The organism is Acinetobacter sp. CIP A162 (assembly GCF_000367905.1).
Taxonomy (GTDB): domain Bacteria; phylum Pseudomonadota; class Gammaproteobacteria; order Pseudomonadales; family Moraxellaceae; genus Acinetobacter; species Acinetobacter lwoffii.
The window spans coordinates 99,454-116,734 of record NZ_KB849157.1 but is presented as its reverse complement, the minus strand read 5'-3'; the positions used below and the strand labels follow the sequence as shown (position 1 = coordinate 116,734).

The 17,281-nt window shown below is 43.8% G+C and carries 16 protein-coding genes; 5 read left to right on the top strand and 11 right to left on the bottom strand.

Annotated elements, in window-relative coordinates; all coding sequences use genetic code 11:
* Window positions 1-20: 20 nt before the first annotated feature.
* Window positions 21-359 (bottom strand): P-II family nitrogen regulator, encoded by a 339-nt coding sequence (gene glnK, locus F995_RS00805; RefSeq protein WP_004281042.1) that lies wholly within the window; start codon window positions 357-359, stop codon window positions 21-23.
* 277 nt (window positions 360-636) lie between these two features.
* On the opposite strand from glnK, the gene F995_RS00800 reads away from it, so the two are divergent.
* Together F995_RS00800 and F995_RS00795 are read left to right on the top strand one after the other, a co-directional pair.
* Window positions 637-864 (top strand): accessory factor UbiK family protein, encoded by a 228-nt coding sequence (locus F995_RS00800; protein WP_004644904.1) that lies wholly within the window; start codon window positions 637-639, stop codon window positions 862-864.
* A 66-nt stretch (window positions 865-930) separates the two neighbouring features.
* Window positions 931-2,421: a YifB family Mg chelatase-like AAA ATPase gene (locus F995_RS00795; protein ID WP_004644903.1), complete on the top strand. Its 1,491-nt coding sequence runs from the start codon at window positions 931-933 to the stop codon at window positions 2,419-2,421.
* A gap of 46 nt (window positions 2,422-2,467) precedes the next feature.
* On the opposite strand, the gene F995_RS00790 is transcribed toward F995_RS00795, so the two are convergent.
* The gene (locus F995_RS00790) at window positions 2,468-3,202 is read right to left on the bottom strand and encodes a TorF family putative porin (protein WP_004644902.1); all 735 of its coding nucleotides are present in this window, start codon (window positions 3,200-3,202) and stop codon (window positions 2,468-2,470) included.
* Between the two features lie 597 nt (window positions 3,203-3,799).
* On the opposite strand from F995_RS00790, the gene F995_RS00785 reads away from it, so the two are divergent.
* Window positions 3,800-5,119, top strand: a complete 1,320-nt coding sequence (locus F995_RS00785; RefSeq protein ID WP_004644901.1) for an OprD family outer membrane porin — start codon at window positions 3,800-3,802, stop codon at window positions 5,117-5,119.
* Between the two features lie 95 nt (window positions 5,120-5,214).
* On the opposite strand, the gene ppa is transcribed toward F995_RS00785, so the two are convergent.
* Entirely contained in the window at window positions 5,215-5,751 is a 537-nt protein-coding gene (ppa, locus tag F995_RS00780; RefSeq protein WP_004644900.1) for an inorganic diphosphatase, read from the bottom strand.
* Window positions 5,752-5,868: 117 nt separating this feature from the next.
* Window positions 5,869-6,267 carry an MAPEG family protein gene (locus F995_RS00775; protein WP_004644899.1) on the bottom strand — a complete coding sequence of 133 codons (399 nt, stop codon included), beginning with the start codon at window positions 6,265-6,267 and terminating at the stop codon, window positions 5,869-5,871.
* Between the two features lie 100 nt (window positions 6,268-6,367).
* On the opposite strand from F995_RS00775, the gene F995_RS00770 reads away from it, so the two are divergent.
* Window positions 6,368-6,748: a hypothetical protein gene (locus F995_RS00770; RefSeq protein ID WP_004644898.1), complete on the top strand. Its 381-nt coding sequence runs from the start codon at window positions 6,368-6,370 to the stop codon at window positions 6,746-6,748.
* Window positions 6,749-6,799: 51 nt separating this feature from the next.
* Here the strand turns inward: F995_RS00770 and F995_RS00765 are convergent, their stop codons facing one another.
* The 6 genes from F995_RS00765 to F995_RS00740 form a co-directional block, all read right to left on the bottom strand.
* The gene (locus F995_RS00765) at window positions 6,800-8,476 is read right to left on the bottom strand and encodes a long-chain-fatty-acid--CoA ligase (protein ID WP_004644897.1); all 1,677 of its coding nucleotides are present in this window, start codon (window positions 8,474-8,476) and stop codon (window positions 6,800-6,802) included.
* Between the two features lie 150 nt (window positions 8,477-8,626).
* Entirely contained in the window at window positions 8,627-10,846 is a 2,220-nt protein-coding gene (gene parC, locus F995_RS00760; protein WP_004644896.1) for a DNA topoisomerase IV subunit A, read from the bottom strand.
* Window positions 10,847-11,011: 165 nt separating this feature from the next.
* On the bottom strand, window positions 11,012-12,331 hold the full coding sequence (locus F995_RS00755; RefSeq protein WP_004644895.1) for a niacin transporter NiaP: 1,320 nt from the start codon (window positions 12,329-12,331) through the stop codon (window positions 11,012-11,014).
* 129 nt (window positions 12,332-12,460) lie between these two features.
* Window positions 12,461-13,105: a trimeric intracellular cation channel family protein gene (locus tag F995_RS00750; protein ID WP_004644893.1), complete on the bottom strand. Its 645-nt coding sequence runs from the start codon at window positions 13,103-13,105 to the stop codon at window positions 12,461-12,463.
* A 61-nt stretch (window positions 13,106-13,166) separates the two neighbouring features.
* Complete coding sequence (locus F995_RS00745; protein ID WP_004644892.1) at window positions 13,167-13,631, bottom strand: YchJ family protein; 465 nt, start codon at window positions 13,629-13,631, stop codon at window positions 13,167-13,169.
* 73 nt (window positions 13,632-13,704) lie between these two features.
* Window positions 13,705-15,282 (bottom strand): TerC family protein, encoded by a 1,578-nt coding sequence (locus tag F995_RS00740; RefSeq protein WP_004644891.1) that lies wholly within the window; start codon window positions 15,280-15,282, stop codon window positions 13,705-13,707.
* A gap of 332 nt (window positions 15,283-15,614) precedes the next feature.
* On the opposite strand from F995_RS00740, the gene F995_RS00735 reads away from it, so the two are divergent.
* Window positions 15,615-16,235, top strand: coding sequence for an LOG family protein (locus F995_RS00735; RefSeq protein WP_004281026.1), 621 nt, complete (start codon window positions 15,615-15,617; stop codon window positions 16,233-16,235).
* A 65-nt stretch (window positions 16,236-16,300) separates the two neighbouring features.
* Here F995_RS00735 and F995_RS00730 read toward each other — a convergent pair whose 3' ends face one another.
* Entirely contained in the window at window positions 16,301-17,275 is a 975-nt protein-coding gene (locus F995_RS00730) for a hypothetical protein (protein ID WP_004644890.1), read from the bottom strand.
* Between the last annotated feature and the right edge of the window lie 6 nt (window positions 17,276-17,281).

Here is a 17,281-nt window from a genome sequence, read left to right as displayed (position 1 = left end):
TCAGCAAACTTCGTGCCAAGTTAGACAGCGTCTGCACCTGTTTCACCTGTACGAATACGGATGACTTGTTCTAAGTTAGTCACGAAAATTTTTCCGTCACCGATTTTTCCAGTGCTCGCCACACGAGTAATAGATTCAATCACCGCGTCTACCATTTCATCGCTAATCGCGATTTCAATTTTGACTTTCGGCAAGAAATCTACAACGTATTCAGCACCACGATAGAGTTCAGTATGGCCTTTTTGACGACCAAAGCCTTTCACTTCAGTTACAGTGATGCCTTGAACACCAATTTCAGACAATGCTTCGCGAACATCATCTAATTTAAAAGGTTTTACAATTGCAGTTACGAGCTTCATGTTTGTTTTCCTTCGGCTTATTTCACCAGTAAGGTTTTACGTTCAAATTTCATGCCAAGATTCCTAAGGTCGGGGGAAATTAGAAAGCCCGGCATGTGGTTTATTTATACCTTATTTTATACGGATAAAGGCTTTGAATCTTCAAAAAATAGACATTTTTTATGTGGATTTTTACAATATCTTTAATCGAATAAGTCTATATTTTGTCTGAAATACTATAGTCTGCATTTTAGCAATGCTAAACTGTGCGCTCCTTTCTACGGCGATGGATCAGACAATGATTGAAACTTTATTACAAGCAATTTTGCAGCAAGTCGAACAACCTAAGAAAGATTTGGAACATAATATCCGTGCCTTGTTAAATGAAGCTGTGGCGAAAATGGATTTGGTGTCTAAAGAAGAAATAGAACGTCAGCATACTGCCCTAAATAATGCCAATCATCGCCTGAATGATTTGCTCAAACAGGTGGAAGCATTAGAAGAGAGAATTTCGAACAAAAAATAAGCACAACTACAGTGCATAAAAGACACCAGAACTATAAAAATAACGCACCATATTGGAACAATAATAATGTCTTTTGCTAAAATTTATACGCGAGGCTTGCTGGGCCTGCATGCGCCTTTAATTGAAGTCGAAGTTCATGTCAGTTCGGGTATGCCTTCACTCACTATAGTGGGGCTTCCCGAAGCAGCGGTACGTGAAAGTAAAGACCGGGTACGCTCTGCCATTTTGAATAGCGGCTTTCAATTTCCGACCAAACGTCTGACCATTAATCTGGCGCCAGCAGATCTACCGAAAGATGGATCACGTCTGGATTTACCGATTGCATTAGGCATTTTAGTGGCTTCAGGCCAGCTGCCTGAAGATTGTACTGAGCATCTGGAGTTTATTGGCGAGTTGGCCCTCGATGGTCAATTACGTCCTGTCAGCGGCACCTTAAGTATTGCCATTGCCTGTCAAAGTGACCAGCATCAACTGATTTTGCCTGGCCCCAATGCACAGGAAGCCTGTCAGCTCCCAGACTTTAAAGTCTTTGCAGCCAATCATTTAAAAGAAGTGTGTGAACATCTTTCCCAAGCGCAGCGCTTGCCGCAAATAGAAGCCGGCCCACTCGCTACAGACCATTTTTATAAGTTTGATCTTGCGGATGTAAAAGGACAATTACGACCACGGCGTGCTTTAGAAATTGCCGCGGCAGGTGGTCATTCCCTGCTGTTCCGAGGCCCCCCTGGAACAGGCAAGACCTTGCTAGCTTCTCGATTGGCCAGTATTTTACCGCCCTTAAAGACGCAGGAAAATCTGGAAGTGGCCAGTATTTATTCGGTGGCGAATGCCAATCACCCTTTTGGGCAACGGCCTTTTCGAGCACCGCACCATACTGCTTCTGCAGTAGCATTGGTCGGTGGCGGCTCACACCCCAAACCAGGAGAAATTACCCTGGCACATTTAGGGGTTTTATTTCTGGACGAGCTACCAGAATTTGACCGTAAAGTTTTGGAAGTCTTACGGCAGCCTTTGGAGGCAAAGGAAATTGTTATTTCCCGGGCATCACGCCAAATTACCTTTCCGGCTAATTTCCAGTTAGTAGCTGCCATGAATCCCTGTCCATGTGGGTATGCATTCAATCAGGATATCCGTTGCCAATGTTCGCCGGAAAGTATTAAGCGCTATCAGAACCGGATTTCAGGCCCCCTGCTGGATCGGATTGATTTGCATATTGATGTACCGCCATTACAGGCGCATGAGCTACAGGACAATCGACCCGCCGAAGACTCCGAAACGGTCAGACAGCGCGTCATTGCAGCCTATGAAATTCAGATGCAACGGCAAAATACCTTGAATATGAGTTTGAGTCCAAAACAGCTAGAGCAATATGCCGCATTAGATCAGTCTGCCCAGAAGATGCTTGAAATAGCTCAGCAAAAACTGAATTTATCAGCACGTGGCTATCATCGGGTCTTGCGTGTTGCACGCACCATTGCCGATTTAAATCAAAGTCCAGATATTCAAAGTCAGCATCTTTCGGAGGCCCTGTCTTATCGCGGGCAGCAGCAGATTTAGGTCATTAAAAAAGGCGACCTAAGGTCGCCTTTTTATCTAAAGAGAATTAGAAGCTATAACCGAGTCCAAATACGACTTTATTCTTTTGTTTTTCATCAAAACGGTCATAACCACCCAAAATATAATTCATGCTTGCAGTTACACCTGTGTCACCAAGTGGCTTGCTTAAACCGATGTCAAAATGACGGAAGCCAAAATTTTCCGTGGTTCCTTCAATAAAGTCACCTGATTTTTCATAAGCATATAAACCTAAAGCAGTATCCAAGCTAAAATCTTGTGGTAAAGCATAGCTATAAGTGGCTTTTAAATAGGTATCACCTGCATTGCCCCAAGTGGTATCTTCAAGAAGGGTTTGTGCTGTAACGCCCAAATCTTTATAGCTCATACCCAATAACAGCTCAAATCCATCAGAATTGACATCAGATTCATAATAATAATAGTAGGTCGTACCGATCGTTAAACCTAAGTCATCATTGACTGCATGGCTATAGCCAGCATAGAAGTTATTTTCGAAAGCATCACGTCCTTCTTCAGACAAAGGGTAATCTAGCGTAGATCCCCACCAACCTGCATAGAAGCCAGACGCATGGTTATAATCAAGTCCACCTTGTAAGGTAGCGCCGCTATTTTCAGGAATGTTAGTAATACCACGCAAGTTATAGCTCGAAAGTACGCTGATATTTCCAGATACCGTATGTTCAGCAACAGGTTCTTCAGCAAAAGTAAAAGAAGATACAGCGCCCAATAAAGCAAGAGATAATACTTTTAATGTTAATTTCATTGTGTGGCTCCCCCCAGATCGTCTGAGACGTTTTTATGATCATTGATTAAACTCAAGCTCAAAATTTGCAAGAGCTATGCCAATCTGGCTAAAAGGAACCAAAATAATAAATCTAAAAAGAGAAATAAAATTTAAATCATTGTTTTTAAATTAAAATTTAAATTATGAAAAATTGAATTATCTAGGCTTTCCCTTAAATAAATGTATTTAAGGGTATTTCTTCACTTTTTTAATACTTATACATAATCATTTACGATTTGCCCCATTTTGATTCTATTTTTGTAATGATTAAAATTTGTGCTAAAAAGTAGTGCGTAATTTTTAATCATATTTTTCGCACGTTTCAAAATAAATAAGCTGATCACATTCATTTCACCACTTTAGAAATATCATTTATAATTTCCAATAAAATTATGTTTTTACTAACTTTTTACCGATAGGTTAGAAATTAATCACCTCAAATCCTTGCTATTGTTTAATTTGAGTTAAAAAAATCTAAACTTTAGTGGAATATATCCAATAAAAAATGACTTTTTTCAGCAATTCTTATACAATTCCTAAAAAATTCCGATCAATTTGTATAAGGCTCTCTTCCCAATGCAAAATTCAAAAAAATTAACATTAGCAGTTTTGATTCAGGCTGCTTTGGTTTCTACCGCTTTCGCTAGCGAGCAAAGCGAGTCTAAAGGTTTTGTAGAAGATGCTGAAGGTTCTGTACTTTTCCGTACCGGCTATTTGCACCGTGACAAGAAAAATAACGTACCAAATACGAACTCATTTGCACAAACTGCGATTGTTAAACTAGACTCTGGCTTTACTCAAGGTACTGTAGGCTTTGGTGCTGGTATTATTGGTGATGCTTCATTTAAATTGGGTGAAAATGGTCATACTGGCAATGATATGATCCCAGTCCACCCTCAAAATAATGCTGATGGTACTAAAGATGCTTATGACCACTGGGCTCGTGGCGGTGCATATGTGAAAGCTCGTGTATCAAATACGACTGCGACTTACGGTACTCAGGTTTTAGACTTACCTGTACTTGCAAGCAATACTGCGCGTTTAGTGCCTGAATACTATACTGGCGTATTGGTTCAAAGTAACGAAATTGAAAACTTAAACCTGATTGCTGGTAAATTCACAGAAAATCAGCTTTCCAACCAAATCAATTCCGATGGTGCAAAGCTGGATCGTGCAGTGGTTTGGGGCGCGAAATATAAATTTAATGATGCAGTTAATGCTTCTTATTATGGTACAGACATTAAAGACCGCTTAGACCGCCACTATGTTAATGCCAACTATAGCTATGCATTGGCAGATAAAAGCACATTAACTCATGATTTCAGTGGTTACCATACAAAATGGGATAAAGAAGCAAATCCATATCTTTATTCTCAAATCGGCTCACCAGATGATTCATTCGATAATACTATTTTAGCTTTATCTACAACTTATAATCATGGTCCACATAATGTCATGCTTGCTTACCAGCAAAATTTTGGTAACACTGGCTATGACTATGGTTTGGGTACAGGCGTAGGTGATGGTAAACAATCGATTTATATGCCGAATTCATACCTGTCTGACTTTATTGGTAATGACGAAAAATCAGCGCAACTTCAATATACATTTGACTTTGGTGCTGTAAATGTTCCTGGATTATCTTGGACATCTGCTTTTGTTTATGGTTGGGATATTAAAGCTACTAACAATGCAGGTACTATGATCAGTGATAATGAGCATGAGCGCGAATTCTTTAACCAAGTGAAATATACTGTTCAGTCTGGTTTTGCGAAAGATGCAAGCTTACGTCTTCGTCATTCTTACTACCGTGCAAGTGATGATTATCAATCTAACTACATTGGTGACACTAATGAATGGCGTATCTGGTTAGACATTCCTGTGAAATTATTCTAATTCACACGAATTTCAAGCCATAAAAAAACCTGCACAATGTGCAGGTTTTTTTATTCCAGGCTTTAAAAAGTTAAACCCTAGACGACAAAAAGCAATTATTTATGTGCTTCTGCATAAGCAGCAATTGAGTCCAGTACTTCTTGTTTCGCAACATCAGCACCTTCCCAACCACTGAGCTTGACCCATTTTCCTGGCTCTAAATCTTTGTAGTGCTGGAAGAAATGTTCGATCTGGCTAATCAACAATGGAGGAAGATCAGTATATTCCTGAACATCTTTGTAGATTGGAGTCAGTTTGTCATGTGGAACTGCAACCAGTTTCGCATCAACACCACCGTCATCTTCCATGTTCAATTTACCGACAGGACGGCAACGAATCACAGAACCTGGCTCTACTGGATGAGGCGTTACAACCAGTACGTCTAATGGATCACCATCAAGCGATAGTGTGTTTGGTACATAACCGTAGTTTGCTGGGTAGAACATTGCTGTACCCATGAAACGGTCTACAAATAACGCATCAGAATCTTTATCGATTTCGTATTTGATTGGTGCTGCATTTGCAGGAATTTCGATGATCACATAGATATCGTTTGGCGCATCTTTACCCGCTGGGATATTGCTGTAGCTCATAGCATCACTCTTTAACAAGTTATATCTTTTAAAAAACCGCGACAATTATAACGGTTTTTAAAGATTTTTTTGGATTTTAAAATATCGAACTGTAAATATGTCCGCAGACCTGATGACTTAAACCAACTTGATGATCAGCAGCAATAAGGTCACAGGACATAACATCGAGAGCAACCATACGATAGAGCGTAAAGTCGCCCAGTTGGCCAGATAGCAGATTCCGTACAACACACGAAAAACCAGATAAGCCACACCAAAAATCATGACCAAATCTTGTGATATCACCAGGTACTCTGCCATCAAGATCGCAGCAATAAAGAGTGGCAAACTTTCAAAGCTATTCTGCTGGGCAGCATTGGCGCGACTGGCCAAGCCTGAAGACTTTTCTAAAAATGCCCGTGGATTCTGATTGTCTTTGCTGCTGAAGCCTGCTGATTTTTTTGCAATCAATGTAAACACATAAGGCAAAAGACAAGCGGCCAAAATGAGATAAATAACCCCACTAATGCTGTGCATCTGTTTTTTCTCATGAAAATTTTATCTCTATCATAGCATGGCATTTCGTGAATAAATTTTGTTAAATAAAGTGCTTTTTATTACTTGTTAAGGATTCACTATGGTCGCGCCTGATCAAAATGAAATGTTCGATATCCTCGAGAAACAACGCCAGCATCAATGTCAAGTGGATCGCGTATTAAAAATTGTCCTGCCGATTGTGGCATTTCTGATGGCCGTCATTTGTGCCAATATGAATATCTGGTCGCCAATCTTTACCTTTGCCATTTTATGGATTGCCTTTTATTTCGTAGGTATCAAGCGTATGCCTCTCTGGCACTGGCTGGTCGCGATTCTGGTGTATTGCTTGATCGACAACATTCTAAGTTATGGCAGCTTTAATCAAACCGGATTTACCCGCCAGTTCGGTACCATGTTTATTTTCTTGGGAGTAGTCGGCGTAGGTCGTCCTTATTTTGATCGCTGGTTAATGAAAAAATAAAAAGTCCAAATCAAAAAAAGCGCCTGATGGCGCTTTTTTTTCTTACAGGTATTAGGCTGTTTTACGTAAATCTTTACGCAGGATTTTACCTACGTTGGATTTTGGCAATTCATCCATAAACTCGACATAACGTGGACGTTTATAACCGGTCAGGTTTTCTTTAGCGAATGCTAAAACTTCTTCTGTGGTTAAAGACGGATCTTTTTTCACAACAAACAGTTTTGGCACTTCACCCGATTTTTCATCTGGCACACCAATCGCAGCCACTTCCAGTACTTTTGGATGAGTTGCTACAACTTCTTCAATTTCAGATGGATAGACGTTAAAACCAGACACTAGAATCATGTCTTTCTTACGGTCTACAATTTTCACATAACCACGTGAATCCATGACACCGATATCACCGGTACGGAAGAAGCCATTCACCATGACTTTTTCAGTTTCATCCGGACGGTTCCAATAGCCTTTCATGACCTGAGGACCACGGATTGAAATTTCACCTTGCTCACCCAGTGGAACTTCATTGCCTTCATCATCCAGAATAGCCACTTCAGTCAATGGTAATGGAATACCAATAGTGCCACTGAATTCTTCAGACGCAGGTGGGTTTGCTGTTGCCACCGGAGAAGTTTCAGACAAACCATAGCCTTCAACGATATTGGTTCCGGTAACTTTCTTCCATGCTGCTGCAGTAGAAGGAAGTACGGCCATACCGCCGCCCATCGCCATTTTCAGTTTACTATGATCAAGTTGCTTAAACTCTTCATTGTTTACCAGCGCATTGAAAAGTGTGTTCACTGCCGGGAAGAAAGTCGGCTGGTATTTACGTAGCTCTTTCATCACCGCTGGTAAATCACGCGGGTTTGGAATCAGAACATTCGCCTGACCTTTGTACATACCGTAAAGTGCGCATACCATGAATGCAAAGATATGATAAAGCGGCAATGCACAGAAAATACGGTCATCTGGCTGACCATCTTGCGCACCAAATTTACTCTGGAAGATGCCGTCACACTGCAGCATGTTCGCAACCAGGTTACGATGTGTCAGTTCAGCGCCTTTAGATACGCCTGTGGTACCACCTGTGTATTGAAGAACTGCTGTATCGCTAAGGGTCAATTCAGGGCGTTTATAGTTACTTGGATTAACTTTAGATAACGCCGCATTAAATCTCACATGGCCTGGAATATCCCAAGCTGGAATTTGCTTGCGCACAGAACGCAAGACAAAATTTACCAAAGTTCCTTTCAAGGCACCCAGCATGTCACCGACAGAAGCGACCACGACATGCTTCACTGGTGTTTTACCAATAATCGCTTGATAAACAGAAGCAAAGTTTTCAATAATCACCAGTACTTCAGCACCTGAGTCATTCAATTGATGCTCAAGTTCACGCGATGTGTAGAGTGGATTCACGTTGACCAATACCAAACCTGCGCGGAACACCCCAAGTGCCACAACCGGATACTGAAGAACGTTTGGCATCATCACTGCCACACGTGAACCTTTTGCCAACCCCAAGCTTTGTAGATAAGTTGCAAACTTACGGCTCGCCTCTTCCAGTTCATTGAAAGTCATTGCCTTATCCATAAAGATAAAGGCATCACGCGAGCCGAATTTTTGGAAATTACGCTCAAAAATATCTACTAGAGAAGTATTTTCTGCTGGTAATTCTACTGTTTCTGGAATCCCTGTTTTTTGGTATTCAGCAAACCAAATTTTTTCCATAATGGCCATCTCTCCAATCATAATCCTTAGTATTTCAACTGTTTTTTTCAATATCACACGCCATTTTTAGACTTGTATATGTGCGATATTGCATCCATCTTGTTGAATCGTTGTTCATATATAACGTATTTCGCAGGATGGATGCTAGTCTTATCTTTGAATCAACAGTTTATTTGCTTTTTGATATCCGCGTGGTAAAAGCTGTCCTTTTGCACCGCGCTTGCCGATATATTTGCGCAAATCATCCCCTTTTAATTTTAACTGCTGTTGTCCTGCAAGCACTTGAATTATTTCATCAAGCTTCAATAGTGTCATGGACAAAATTTGATCACCATCTTCAAGTTGTATCAATTTATTTCCTTTACCTTTGTTCAATACAGGTAATTCTGCTAAATCGACAATCAACAGACGTCCTGCTGAACTGAGCAGTGCAACATGTGTAGCATCTTCGAGCGGCTGCAGGTTCATGACCTCTGCCCCTTCAGATAAATTCAGGAAAGCTTTTCCGGCTTTGGCACTGGTATCCAGCTGCTTGGCCTGGGTTTTAAAGCCATAGCCTTTGTTGCTTGCTGCTAGAATTTCAGTTTCATCCTCTGCCACCAGAACCTGTTTAAAACCGACCCCGCTGCCTGGAGACAGTTTTGAACTGAGCGGTTCGCCGAGACCACGCGCAGATGGTAGCGTATTGATGGCCAAGGCATAGCTACGGCCAGTGTCATCTAATACATAAACGCGTTGATTGGATTTGCCCTGTGCATGACTCAAATACTGATCACCAGCACGGAAATTCAGATTTTCTGCATCAACTTCATGGCCTTTGGCACAGCGAATCCAGCCAGCTTCTGATAACACCACCGTCACCGGATCGGCCGGCAACATTTCAGTTTCATTGATTGCAGCAGCTTCGGCACGCTGTACGATTGACGAACGGCGATCATCACCAAATTTCTTGGCATCGTCTTTCAGTTCAGAAATAATCAGGCTTTTTAAAGATTCCGGATTGGCCAGTTGTTCACGAATTACTGCAGCTTTCGCTTCCAGCTCTTCCTGTTCGCGGCGCATTTCCATTTCTTCAAGCTTGGCCAAATGACGCAATTTCAGTTCCAGAATCGCTTCGGCCTGAATCTCGTCAATATTAAAACGCTGCATCAGTACCGGCTTGGGCTGATCTTCTTCACGAATAATCTGAATCACTTCGTCAATATTTAGATAAGCAATGATCAGACCACCAAGAATATGCAGGCGTTTTTCGATCTTGTTCAGATGATATTGCAGACGGCGTGTTACCGTGGTTTTACGGATTTCAATCCATTCCAGCAAAATACGACGAATTGATTTCACCTGTGGACGGCCATCGGCACCAATCATGTTCATATTGACACGATAACTGGATTCCAGATCGGTGGTGGCAAACAAGTGACTCATCACCGATTCGGCATCAATACGATTCGAACGCAGAACAATGACTAAACGGGTGGGATTGACATGATCTGACTCATCCCGTACATCACTGACCAAAGGCAGTTTTTTGGCCTGCATCTGATCGGCAATCTGAGTGATGATTTTGGAGCCTGAGACCTGATATGGCAGTTCGGTGATGATAATTTCGTTTTTATCGACGCTATAGACCGCACGCATGCGATAACTGCCACGACCTGTGGTCTGAATTTTTAACAGTTCAGCAGGCGGGGTGATAATTTCGGCTTTGGTCGGCAAGTCTGGCGCAGGAATATATTCTGCGATTTTTTCATCGGTCAGGTTCGGATTACGAATTAGCGCAATCGTCCCTTTGACCACTTCACGCAGGTTATGCGGTGGAATGTCTGTGGCCATACCGACAGCAATACCAGTGGTGCCATTCAGCAAGATGTTCGGTACACGGGCTGGCAAATTCACCGGTTCTTTCATCGAACCATCAAAGTTGTCCTGCCATTCACAGGTGCCCTGACCCAGTTCAGACAGCAACAGTTCGCTGTACTGGGAAAGCTTGGCTTCGGTATAACGCATCGCCGCGAAAGACTTCGGATCATCCGGTGAACCCCAGTTACCCTGCCCCTCAATAAACGGGTAACGATAACTAAAGGGCTGTGCCATCAGCACCATGGCTTCATAGCAGGCCGAGTCACCATGCGGATGGTATTTACCCAATACGTCACCAACAGTACGTGCCGATTTCTTCGGTTTGCTGGTCCATTTCAGGCCCAGCTCACTCATGGCATAGACAATCCGGCGCTGTACCGGTTTCAGGCCATCGCTAATATGAGGGAGTGCCCGATCCATAATCACGTACATGGCGTAATTCAGATAAGCTTGTTCGGTAAATTCTGCTACGGAGCGGTTTTCTGTCGCATGATGCGCAAGGCTTGTCATAACAACCTATAGTCCTAAATAATTCGTTTTTGTATCAATGTTTCTTATGCTAAGTCGTGGCTGTAGATGACACAAGGGCATCAAATCGTTCAGCGCGACAATTTGTGTCTTATGGCCTAAAAATATCCACTTTATAGGCCCTAAGCAACTAAAAAATCATTCCCTTTATAAGCCCATCGATTCGAGGGTCTTGCCTTTGGTTTCTTCACCCAAGACCAGAATCACAATCGCGACAGCGACCAGAACTGCCGTAAACATGGTAAAGACATAGCTAAAGCCATTCGGCATACCCATCAGATGGGTTACAGCAAAAGGTGCCGCGATACCGCCAATCCGGCCAACAGCCCCGGCCCAGCCTGAACCAAAGGCACGGATATTGGTCGGATATTGTTCCGGCGTATAAGTATAGAGTACGCCCCAGGCACCCAGATTAAAGAAGGACATCAGACAGCCCCAAATCACGATTTCAGTAACACTACCCGACTGACCAAAGAAATAGGCAGAAATCGCGCACATGCCAATAAAGCCGGCCAAAGTCGGCTTACGACCGAGTTTTTCGACCAGCCATGCCGCCACCAGATAACCGGGCAACTGCGCCAGAATCATAATCAGCACATATTCAAAAGACTGGACAATGCTATAGCCTTCTTTGACCAGTAAACTTGGCAACCAGGTAAAGATGCCATAATAGGAAAAGATAATACCGAACCAGATCAGCCAGAGCATAAGCGTACGGCGCGCAAAGATACCCGACCATAACTGGGAAAATGAAATATTCTGCTTCTCTGCGACCGGTTTCACTTCAAAAATTTCATAGACTTGAACGCCACATTGACGCTCAATCTTTTTCACCAGTGCCGAAGCTTCCTCTATACGGCCACGGTTAATCAGGAAAGGAATAGATTCCGGCACCATTTTCCAGATCACGATGGCATACAGCGCAGGCAGGCCACCAATCATGAAAGCGGTTTGCCAGCCAAAATCTGGAATGATAAAGCGCGATACTAGCGCCGCGACCAGCCAGCCCAGCCCCCAAAAACTTTCCAGCAAGACAATAAAACGGCCACGTACATGCGCAGGAATATATTCACTGACCAGCGTTACGGCCACGGGTAGCTGACCACCCAAGCCCAAACCGACGATAAAACGGAATACCAGCAGCCAGGTCAGATCCGGTGCAAAAGCACAAGCTGCAGTGGCCAGGCTATAAATGACCAGGGTCGCAGCAAAGACTGTTTTACGGCCAAAACGGTCTGCCAGGCCACCTGAACAAATCGCCCCGATCGCCATGCCGACAAAACCGATCGACACCACCCAGCTTTTTTGATCGGCAGTCATCTGCCAGTCTTCAGCCATTTTGGCCAGGATAAAGGAAATCAATCCGGTATCCATCGCATCAAACATCCAGCCCAGTCCAATCACCACCAGCAAGGTGTAGTGAAACCTACCAATCGGTAAGCGTTGTATGCGAGAAACTAAATCCATAACAAAAATCTCTGATCAGGTGGAACGGGAGATGCTGCTTTCTCAACAGGTGGGCTGCTTTATATTTTTTATACTACGAATTGAGTTGAATGCGGCTATTTTTATTGCCGCACTTCATACATTTAAAAATTAAGATTCGTCTTTGGAAGATGCCGAGTGCTCATCATCATCTTTATAAATGAATTTTGGCATTTCCAGACCAAAATAGATGGCGATCAGACGTAAGCTAAAACCAAAGATCAGGGTAGACAGAATGGTCAGATCCTGCGACAAGCCGTAGTGACTACAGAGCCAGTAAAAGATCACTGAAACAAAGGCAATACTGGCATACAGTTCACGGCGGAACACCAGCGGTACGTCATTACATAAAATATCACGCAAAATCCCGCCAGACACACCGGTCAAGACACCCGCAACGGCGCTGACCACAAAACCATGTCCCATTTCCAGGGCAATCTGACAGCCAATAATGGTAAAGCCAATGAGCCCCAAGGCATCCAGTACCAGGAAGACATTACGTAACTGTCGCATCCATTTGGCAATCAGGATGGTGACGAAGGCGGCGCAACAGGTCAGCACCAGATATTCGGGATGTTTGACCCAAGTCAGGGGATAATGTCCGAGCAGAACATCGCGGACCGAACCACCACCCAGTGCAGTAACACAGGCAATAATCATCACGCCAAACCAGTCCATGCTGCGCCGGCCAGCGGACAGTGCCCCGGTCATGGCTTCAGCGGTAATTGCAATAATATAGATGACGGTCAGTAACATCGCCCTGCTTCCACCTGAGGCTATGAGATGGCGGCTATTCTAAGCTAAATCTGTGTGAAAGTTATAAGAATCCGGCACAACATTGCTTAAATTTTTTACCTGAACCACAAATACAGGGCTGTTTCATGCCGAGGGTCTGATCCGTGGTCGGATCCAGGAAATACCAGCGACCTTCCAGCTTCACAAAATGTGAAACTTCATGATGTATCTGTGCCTGCTTACCATCATGATAATGAGCCTTGAACTCAACCAATGCATGATTTTTATCTAATTTTTCATCGGCTTGAACTATCTCAAGCTTTAACCACTGATTGGCTTTACTCCAATCACTAATCGCTTGCAGGTCCAGCGCCTGTTGCTGACCCAGCGCAGTCGTGGTTTTGATGTAATCGATTTCATGCTTCGCGAAGGCACTATAACGGGAACGCATGAGTTGCTGCGCAGTCTCTGCGACCCGTTGTCCTGCATGTAAGGGCTGACAACAGCTGTGATATTCGCCTTGTCCACATGGACATGCTTCTGACATTTCAGTTCCATAAAAATAGCCCGACAATGCGGGCTATTTTAGCAAACTTTACAGGCCAAATATTGGCTAGAGTCTAGTCCTGTGCAGGAAGCTGCGGAATGATATGCACTTTATCGATCTTATGGCCGTCCATGGTAACCACTTCAAAGATATGTCCATCTGCTTCAAATTTTTCACCACTATGCGGTAAACGTGCCATATGGAATAGCACATAGCCGGACAGGGTAGAATATTCTTCAGTTTCATTGACCAGATCACGATCAAGCAATAAGGAAACATGACGGATGTCGGTGGAACCATCCAGAATCAGGCTGCCATCTTCCAGACTTTCTGCAGCAGCTTGCAGCTCATCTTCATCCGGAAATTCACCGGCAATTGCTTCAAGGATATCAATTGGCGTGACAATCCCTTCAATCGAACCATATTCATTCAGGACAATCGCCATTTGCAATGGAGCCTGACGCAATTGCTCCATCACCATCAGGACCTGGGCATTTTCATGCACGATCACCGGTTCACGTAAGTGCTTTTCAAAATCCAGCACCCCGGTTTCAATGTATTCGTTCAGGACTTTATGGGTCAGTACCACCCCGGCAATATTATCGAGTTCACTACGCGCCACGATCAGACGTGAATGGCTCATTTGCAATAAATGTTCTTTGATACTGTCGGGCTCATTATCTAGATCAATCCATTCCAGTTCAGGACGTGGTGTCATCACCGACTTGACCGGACGTTCTGACAGACCCAGTACCCCCTGCACCATGACACTGTGATAAATGCCGTTTTCATCATTAAAGACTTCATCAGCAAAGGCACGCGTCGCCAGAACATCTTCCGGTTCAGACGAATCATTGTCCTGAGCAGGTTTGCCACCGAGCATCCGCATCACTGCTGAAGCAGTCCGGTAGCGCATGTCGGTGGTGGTCACCATTTTTTCCTGATTGCGTTTCATGGTCTGGTTAATAAATTCGACAATCACCGAGAAGCCAATTGCAGCATACAGGTAACCTTTCGGAATATGGAAACCGAAGCCTTCGACCACCAGCGAGAAGCCGATCATCATCAGGAAGCCCAGACACAGAATCACCACGGTCGGATGTCTGTTGACGAAATCCATCAGAGCTTTGGATGCCCAGAGCATAATCCCGATGGCAATAATCACGGCAATCATCATCACTGACAGGTCTTTGACCATACCAACCGCAGTAATCACGCTGTCTAATGAGAATACGGCGTCCAGCACCACGATCTGGACAATCACCATCCAGAATACCGCATGGACCGGATTTTCTTCTTTGATGACGGGTTTGGCTTCCAGACGCTCATGCAGTTCCATGGTGCCTTTAAACAGCAGGAACACCCCACCAAACAATAGAATCAGATCGCGGCCCGAGAAAGCATGATCAAAAATGTGGAACAGTGGATCAGTGAGGGTCACCACCCAGGCAATCGAAGCCAGCAAGATCAAACGCATCACCAAGGCCAGCATTAAGCCCACAATCCGCGCGGCATTACGCTGTTCTGGTGGCAGTTTCTCCGCCAAAATGGCAATAAAAACCAGATTGTCGATCCCGAGTACAATCTCAAGAACAATTAATGTGAGTAAACCGACCCAAGCTGAAGGATCCGACATCCATTCAAAGATCATACGCTTGGCTCCTGACACTCAGGACTGCTGCATTGAATAAACCGAGACTGTAATGAAACAGCATAATATTTTTGATATTGAATAATATCAATTATTTGACGGCGATTTATAGAGTTACACGGCCAACTACCACTACCCATTTTCGTTCTATTGTTGTGAAACCAATTTTTAGTATAGCAAGATCAAATCGAAATTCACCTTTTTTCATGGCTGTTTATCGATGAATTTTACCTAGCTATAATGCAGTGAAAATGTAGCCGCACACAGAATTGTCATATTTATTAATTAAGCTAGAGTCACAAGAAAGAAAAATGATAAGGTGAAGAAAATAAATGCAAAGCGTAATTCAAATGACAGATTATTTTAAAGAAAACTCCCCAAAAACAACACGCCCTTTAGTGGCACTCTATTGTGGTTCACGTGCAGGCAACAAACCGGTTTATTTAGAAAAAGCCATTCATCTCTCGCAAGGACTGGCAGAACATGGTTTTGGTCTGGTCTATGGTGGTGCCAGTATTGGCCTGATGGGACAGGTCGCGGATGCCATGATCCAGCATGGTGGTGAAGCCGTTGGGGTGATTCCTGAATTTATGCTGGATTATGAAATTGCCCATAATCAGCTGACCGAATTACATGTGGTGACCAGCATGCATCAACGTAAAGCCATGATGGCCGAGCGGGCCTGTGCCTTTGTGGCCTTGCCAGGTGGACTCGGCACGTTTGAAGAAATTTTGGAAATTGCCACCTGGGGGCAGCTGAACCAGCACCAGAAACCGATGATGCTGTATAACGTGAATGGTTTCTATGATGCCTTGATTGCACAACTGGACCGTGCCGTCGAAGATGGTTTTTTACCGCCACAGCATCGCGCCAAACTGATCATTTGCGAACACGAAGAAGAAATTTATACAACTTTAACCAATTTAGGCCATCCGCAAAGATTCGTAGTCTAAACTTCTCAAGCAAGAAAAAAGCGAGCCAGATGCTCGCTTTTTTCTTGGATTTTTAATATCAGGACTTATTGACCATAATTCGTCACAAAGTCATAAAACATCGGCAAAGTTGTTGCCAGAATGACCGACATGGCCAGACCGAACATCAGTTTCATGGCATCTGCACTGACATTACGCGAAGTACGATGTTTGTTGACCTCATCCAGAATCATCGACATGGCAAATTCACGACCTGCAAGTAATCCCAGGAATACCCAAGTGGTACTCATTGGAATATTGCTCCACTCTTTGAAGATCAACAGGATAATGGCATACAGGAAGTCGATAATCGTCGCAGCACGAATGTCGGTCACACCGGTTTTGGTATCGACAATTTTCTGGATGGCCCCACCACGTTGATACAGAATCACGCCCAGCAACACTACGAATACCGCAATCGCAAACATCAGGAATTCAAACGGTACCTGACGCGGCACATACACGAAGATGTTGGCCAGATCCTGAATCAGCCATTGGCTCCACAGGAAACCGGTAGATACCCACTGCAAGCCCATCCAGACCTTGGAGTGTTCCTGATGACGTGTCTTGGCAAAATGGCGTGCCAGCTGCTTGACCACAAAACGATAGATGACAATCGCCACCACAAAGGCCACCGCATAGCCCATCATCGATTTGACCATCATCGAGCCTAAGCTGGCGGGAGAGAAAATCGTAAGCACCAGGAAAGTGGTACTGACTGGAATCCCGTATTTGGTCAGCATCAACAGCAGAATTGGCGGCACAATGTACAGCCAGGTAATGCCACCTTCAGGGAAAGGAATCGTTTCTAAACGACCGTATGAGGCATCACCCACCCCAGATGCATACCAACCATAGACCAATACGACAATTAAAATTGAGCTGATATAAATCCACAATACCCACCATGGGCGATGTGAATTCGAAGAAATAAATGTCCCTAAGGTTTGAGGTACATCATTTCCGACAATAGAGTAAGCGGCCAAACAGAAGCCGATCACCATCAAAATCTCGATTGTCATAAAAAC

What these genes read in the sequence shown, in the direction of transcription:
- glnK (WP_004281042.1), bottom strand. Translation starts at nt 359, where the DNA reads ATGAAGCTCGTAACTGCAATTGTAAAACCTTTTAAATTAGATGATGTT.
- F995_RS00730 (WP_004644890.1), bottom strand. Translation starts at nt 17,275, where the DNA reads ATGACAATCGAGATTTTGATGGTGATCGGCTTCTGTTTGGCCGCTTAC.
- parC (WP_004644896.1), bottom strand. Translation starts at nt 10,846, where the DNA reads ATGACAAGCCTTGCGCATCATGCGACAGAAAACCGCTCCGTAGCAGAA.
- F995_RS00800 (WP_004644904.1), top strand. Translation starts at nt 637, where the DNA reads ATGATTGAAACTTTATTACAAGCAATTTTGCAGCAAGTCGAACAACCT.
- F995_RS00750 (WP_004644893.1), bottom strand. Translation starts at nt 13,105, where the DNA reads ATGTTACTGACCGTCATCTATATTATTGCAATTACCGCTGAAGCCATG.
- F995_RS00790 (WP_004644902.1), bottom strand. Translation starts at nt 3,202, where the DNA reads ATGAAATTAACATTAAAAGTATTATCTCTTGCTTTATTGGGCGCTGTA.
- F995_RS00775 (WP_004644899.1), bottom strand. Translation starts at nt 6,267, where the DNA reads ATGCACAGCATTAGTGGGGTTATTTATCTCATTTTGGCCGCTTGTCTT.
- F995_RS00770 (WP_004644898.1), top strand. Translation starts at nt 6,368, where the DNA reads ATGGTCGCGCCTGATCAAAATGAAATGTTCGATATCCTCGAGAAACAA.
- F995_RS00795 (WP_004644903.1), top strand. Translation starts at nt 931, where the DNA reads ATGTCTTTTGCTAAAATTTATACGCGAGGCTTGCTGGGCCTGCATGCG.
- ppa (WP_004644900.1), bottom strand. Translation starts at nt 5,751, where the DNA reads ATGAGCTACAGCAATATCCCAGCGGGTAAAGATGCGCCAAACGATATC.
- F995_RS00745 (WP_004644892.1), bottom strand. Translation starts at nt 13,631, where the DNA reads ATGTCAGAAGCATGTCCATGTGGACAAGGCGAATATCACAGCTGTTGT.
- F995_RS00785 (WP_004644901.1), top strand. Translation starts at nt 3,800, where the DNA reads ATGCAAAATTCAAAAAAATTAACATTAGCAGTTTTGATTCAGGCTGCT.
- F995_RS00765 (WP_004644897.1), bottom strand. Translation starts at nt 8,476, where the DNA reads ATGGAAAAAATTTGGTTTGCTGAATACCAAAAAACAGGGATTCCAGAA.
- F995_RS00735 (WP_004281026.1), top strand. Translation starts at nt 15,615, where the DNA reads ATGCAAAGCGTAATTCAAATGACAGATTATTTTAAAGAAAACTCCCCA.
- F995_RS00755 (WP_004644895.1), bottom strand. Translation starts at nt 12,331, where the DNA reads ATGGATTTAGTTTCTCGCATACAACGCTTACCGATTGGTAGGTTTCAC.
- F995_RS00740 (WP_004644891.1), bottom strand. Translation starts at nt 15,282, where the DNA reads ATGATCTTTGAATGGATGTCGGATCCTTCAGCTTGGGTCGGTTTACTC.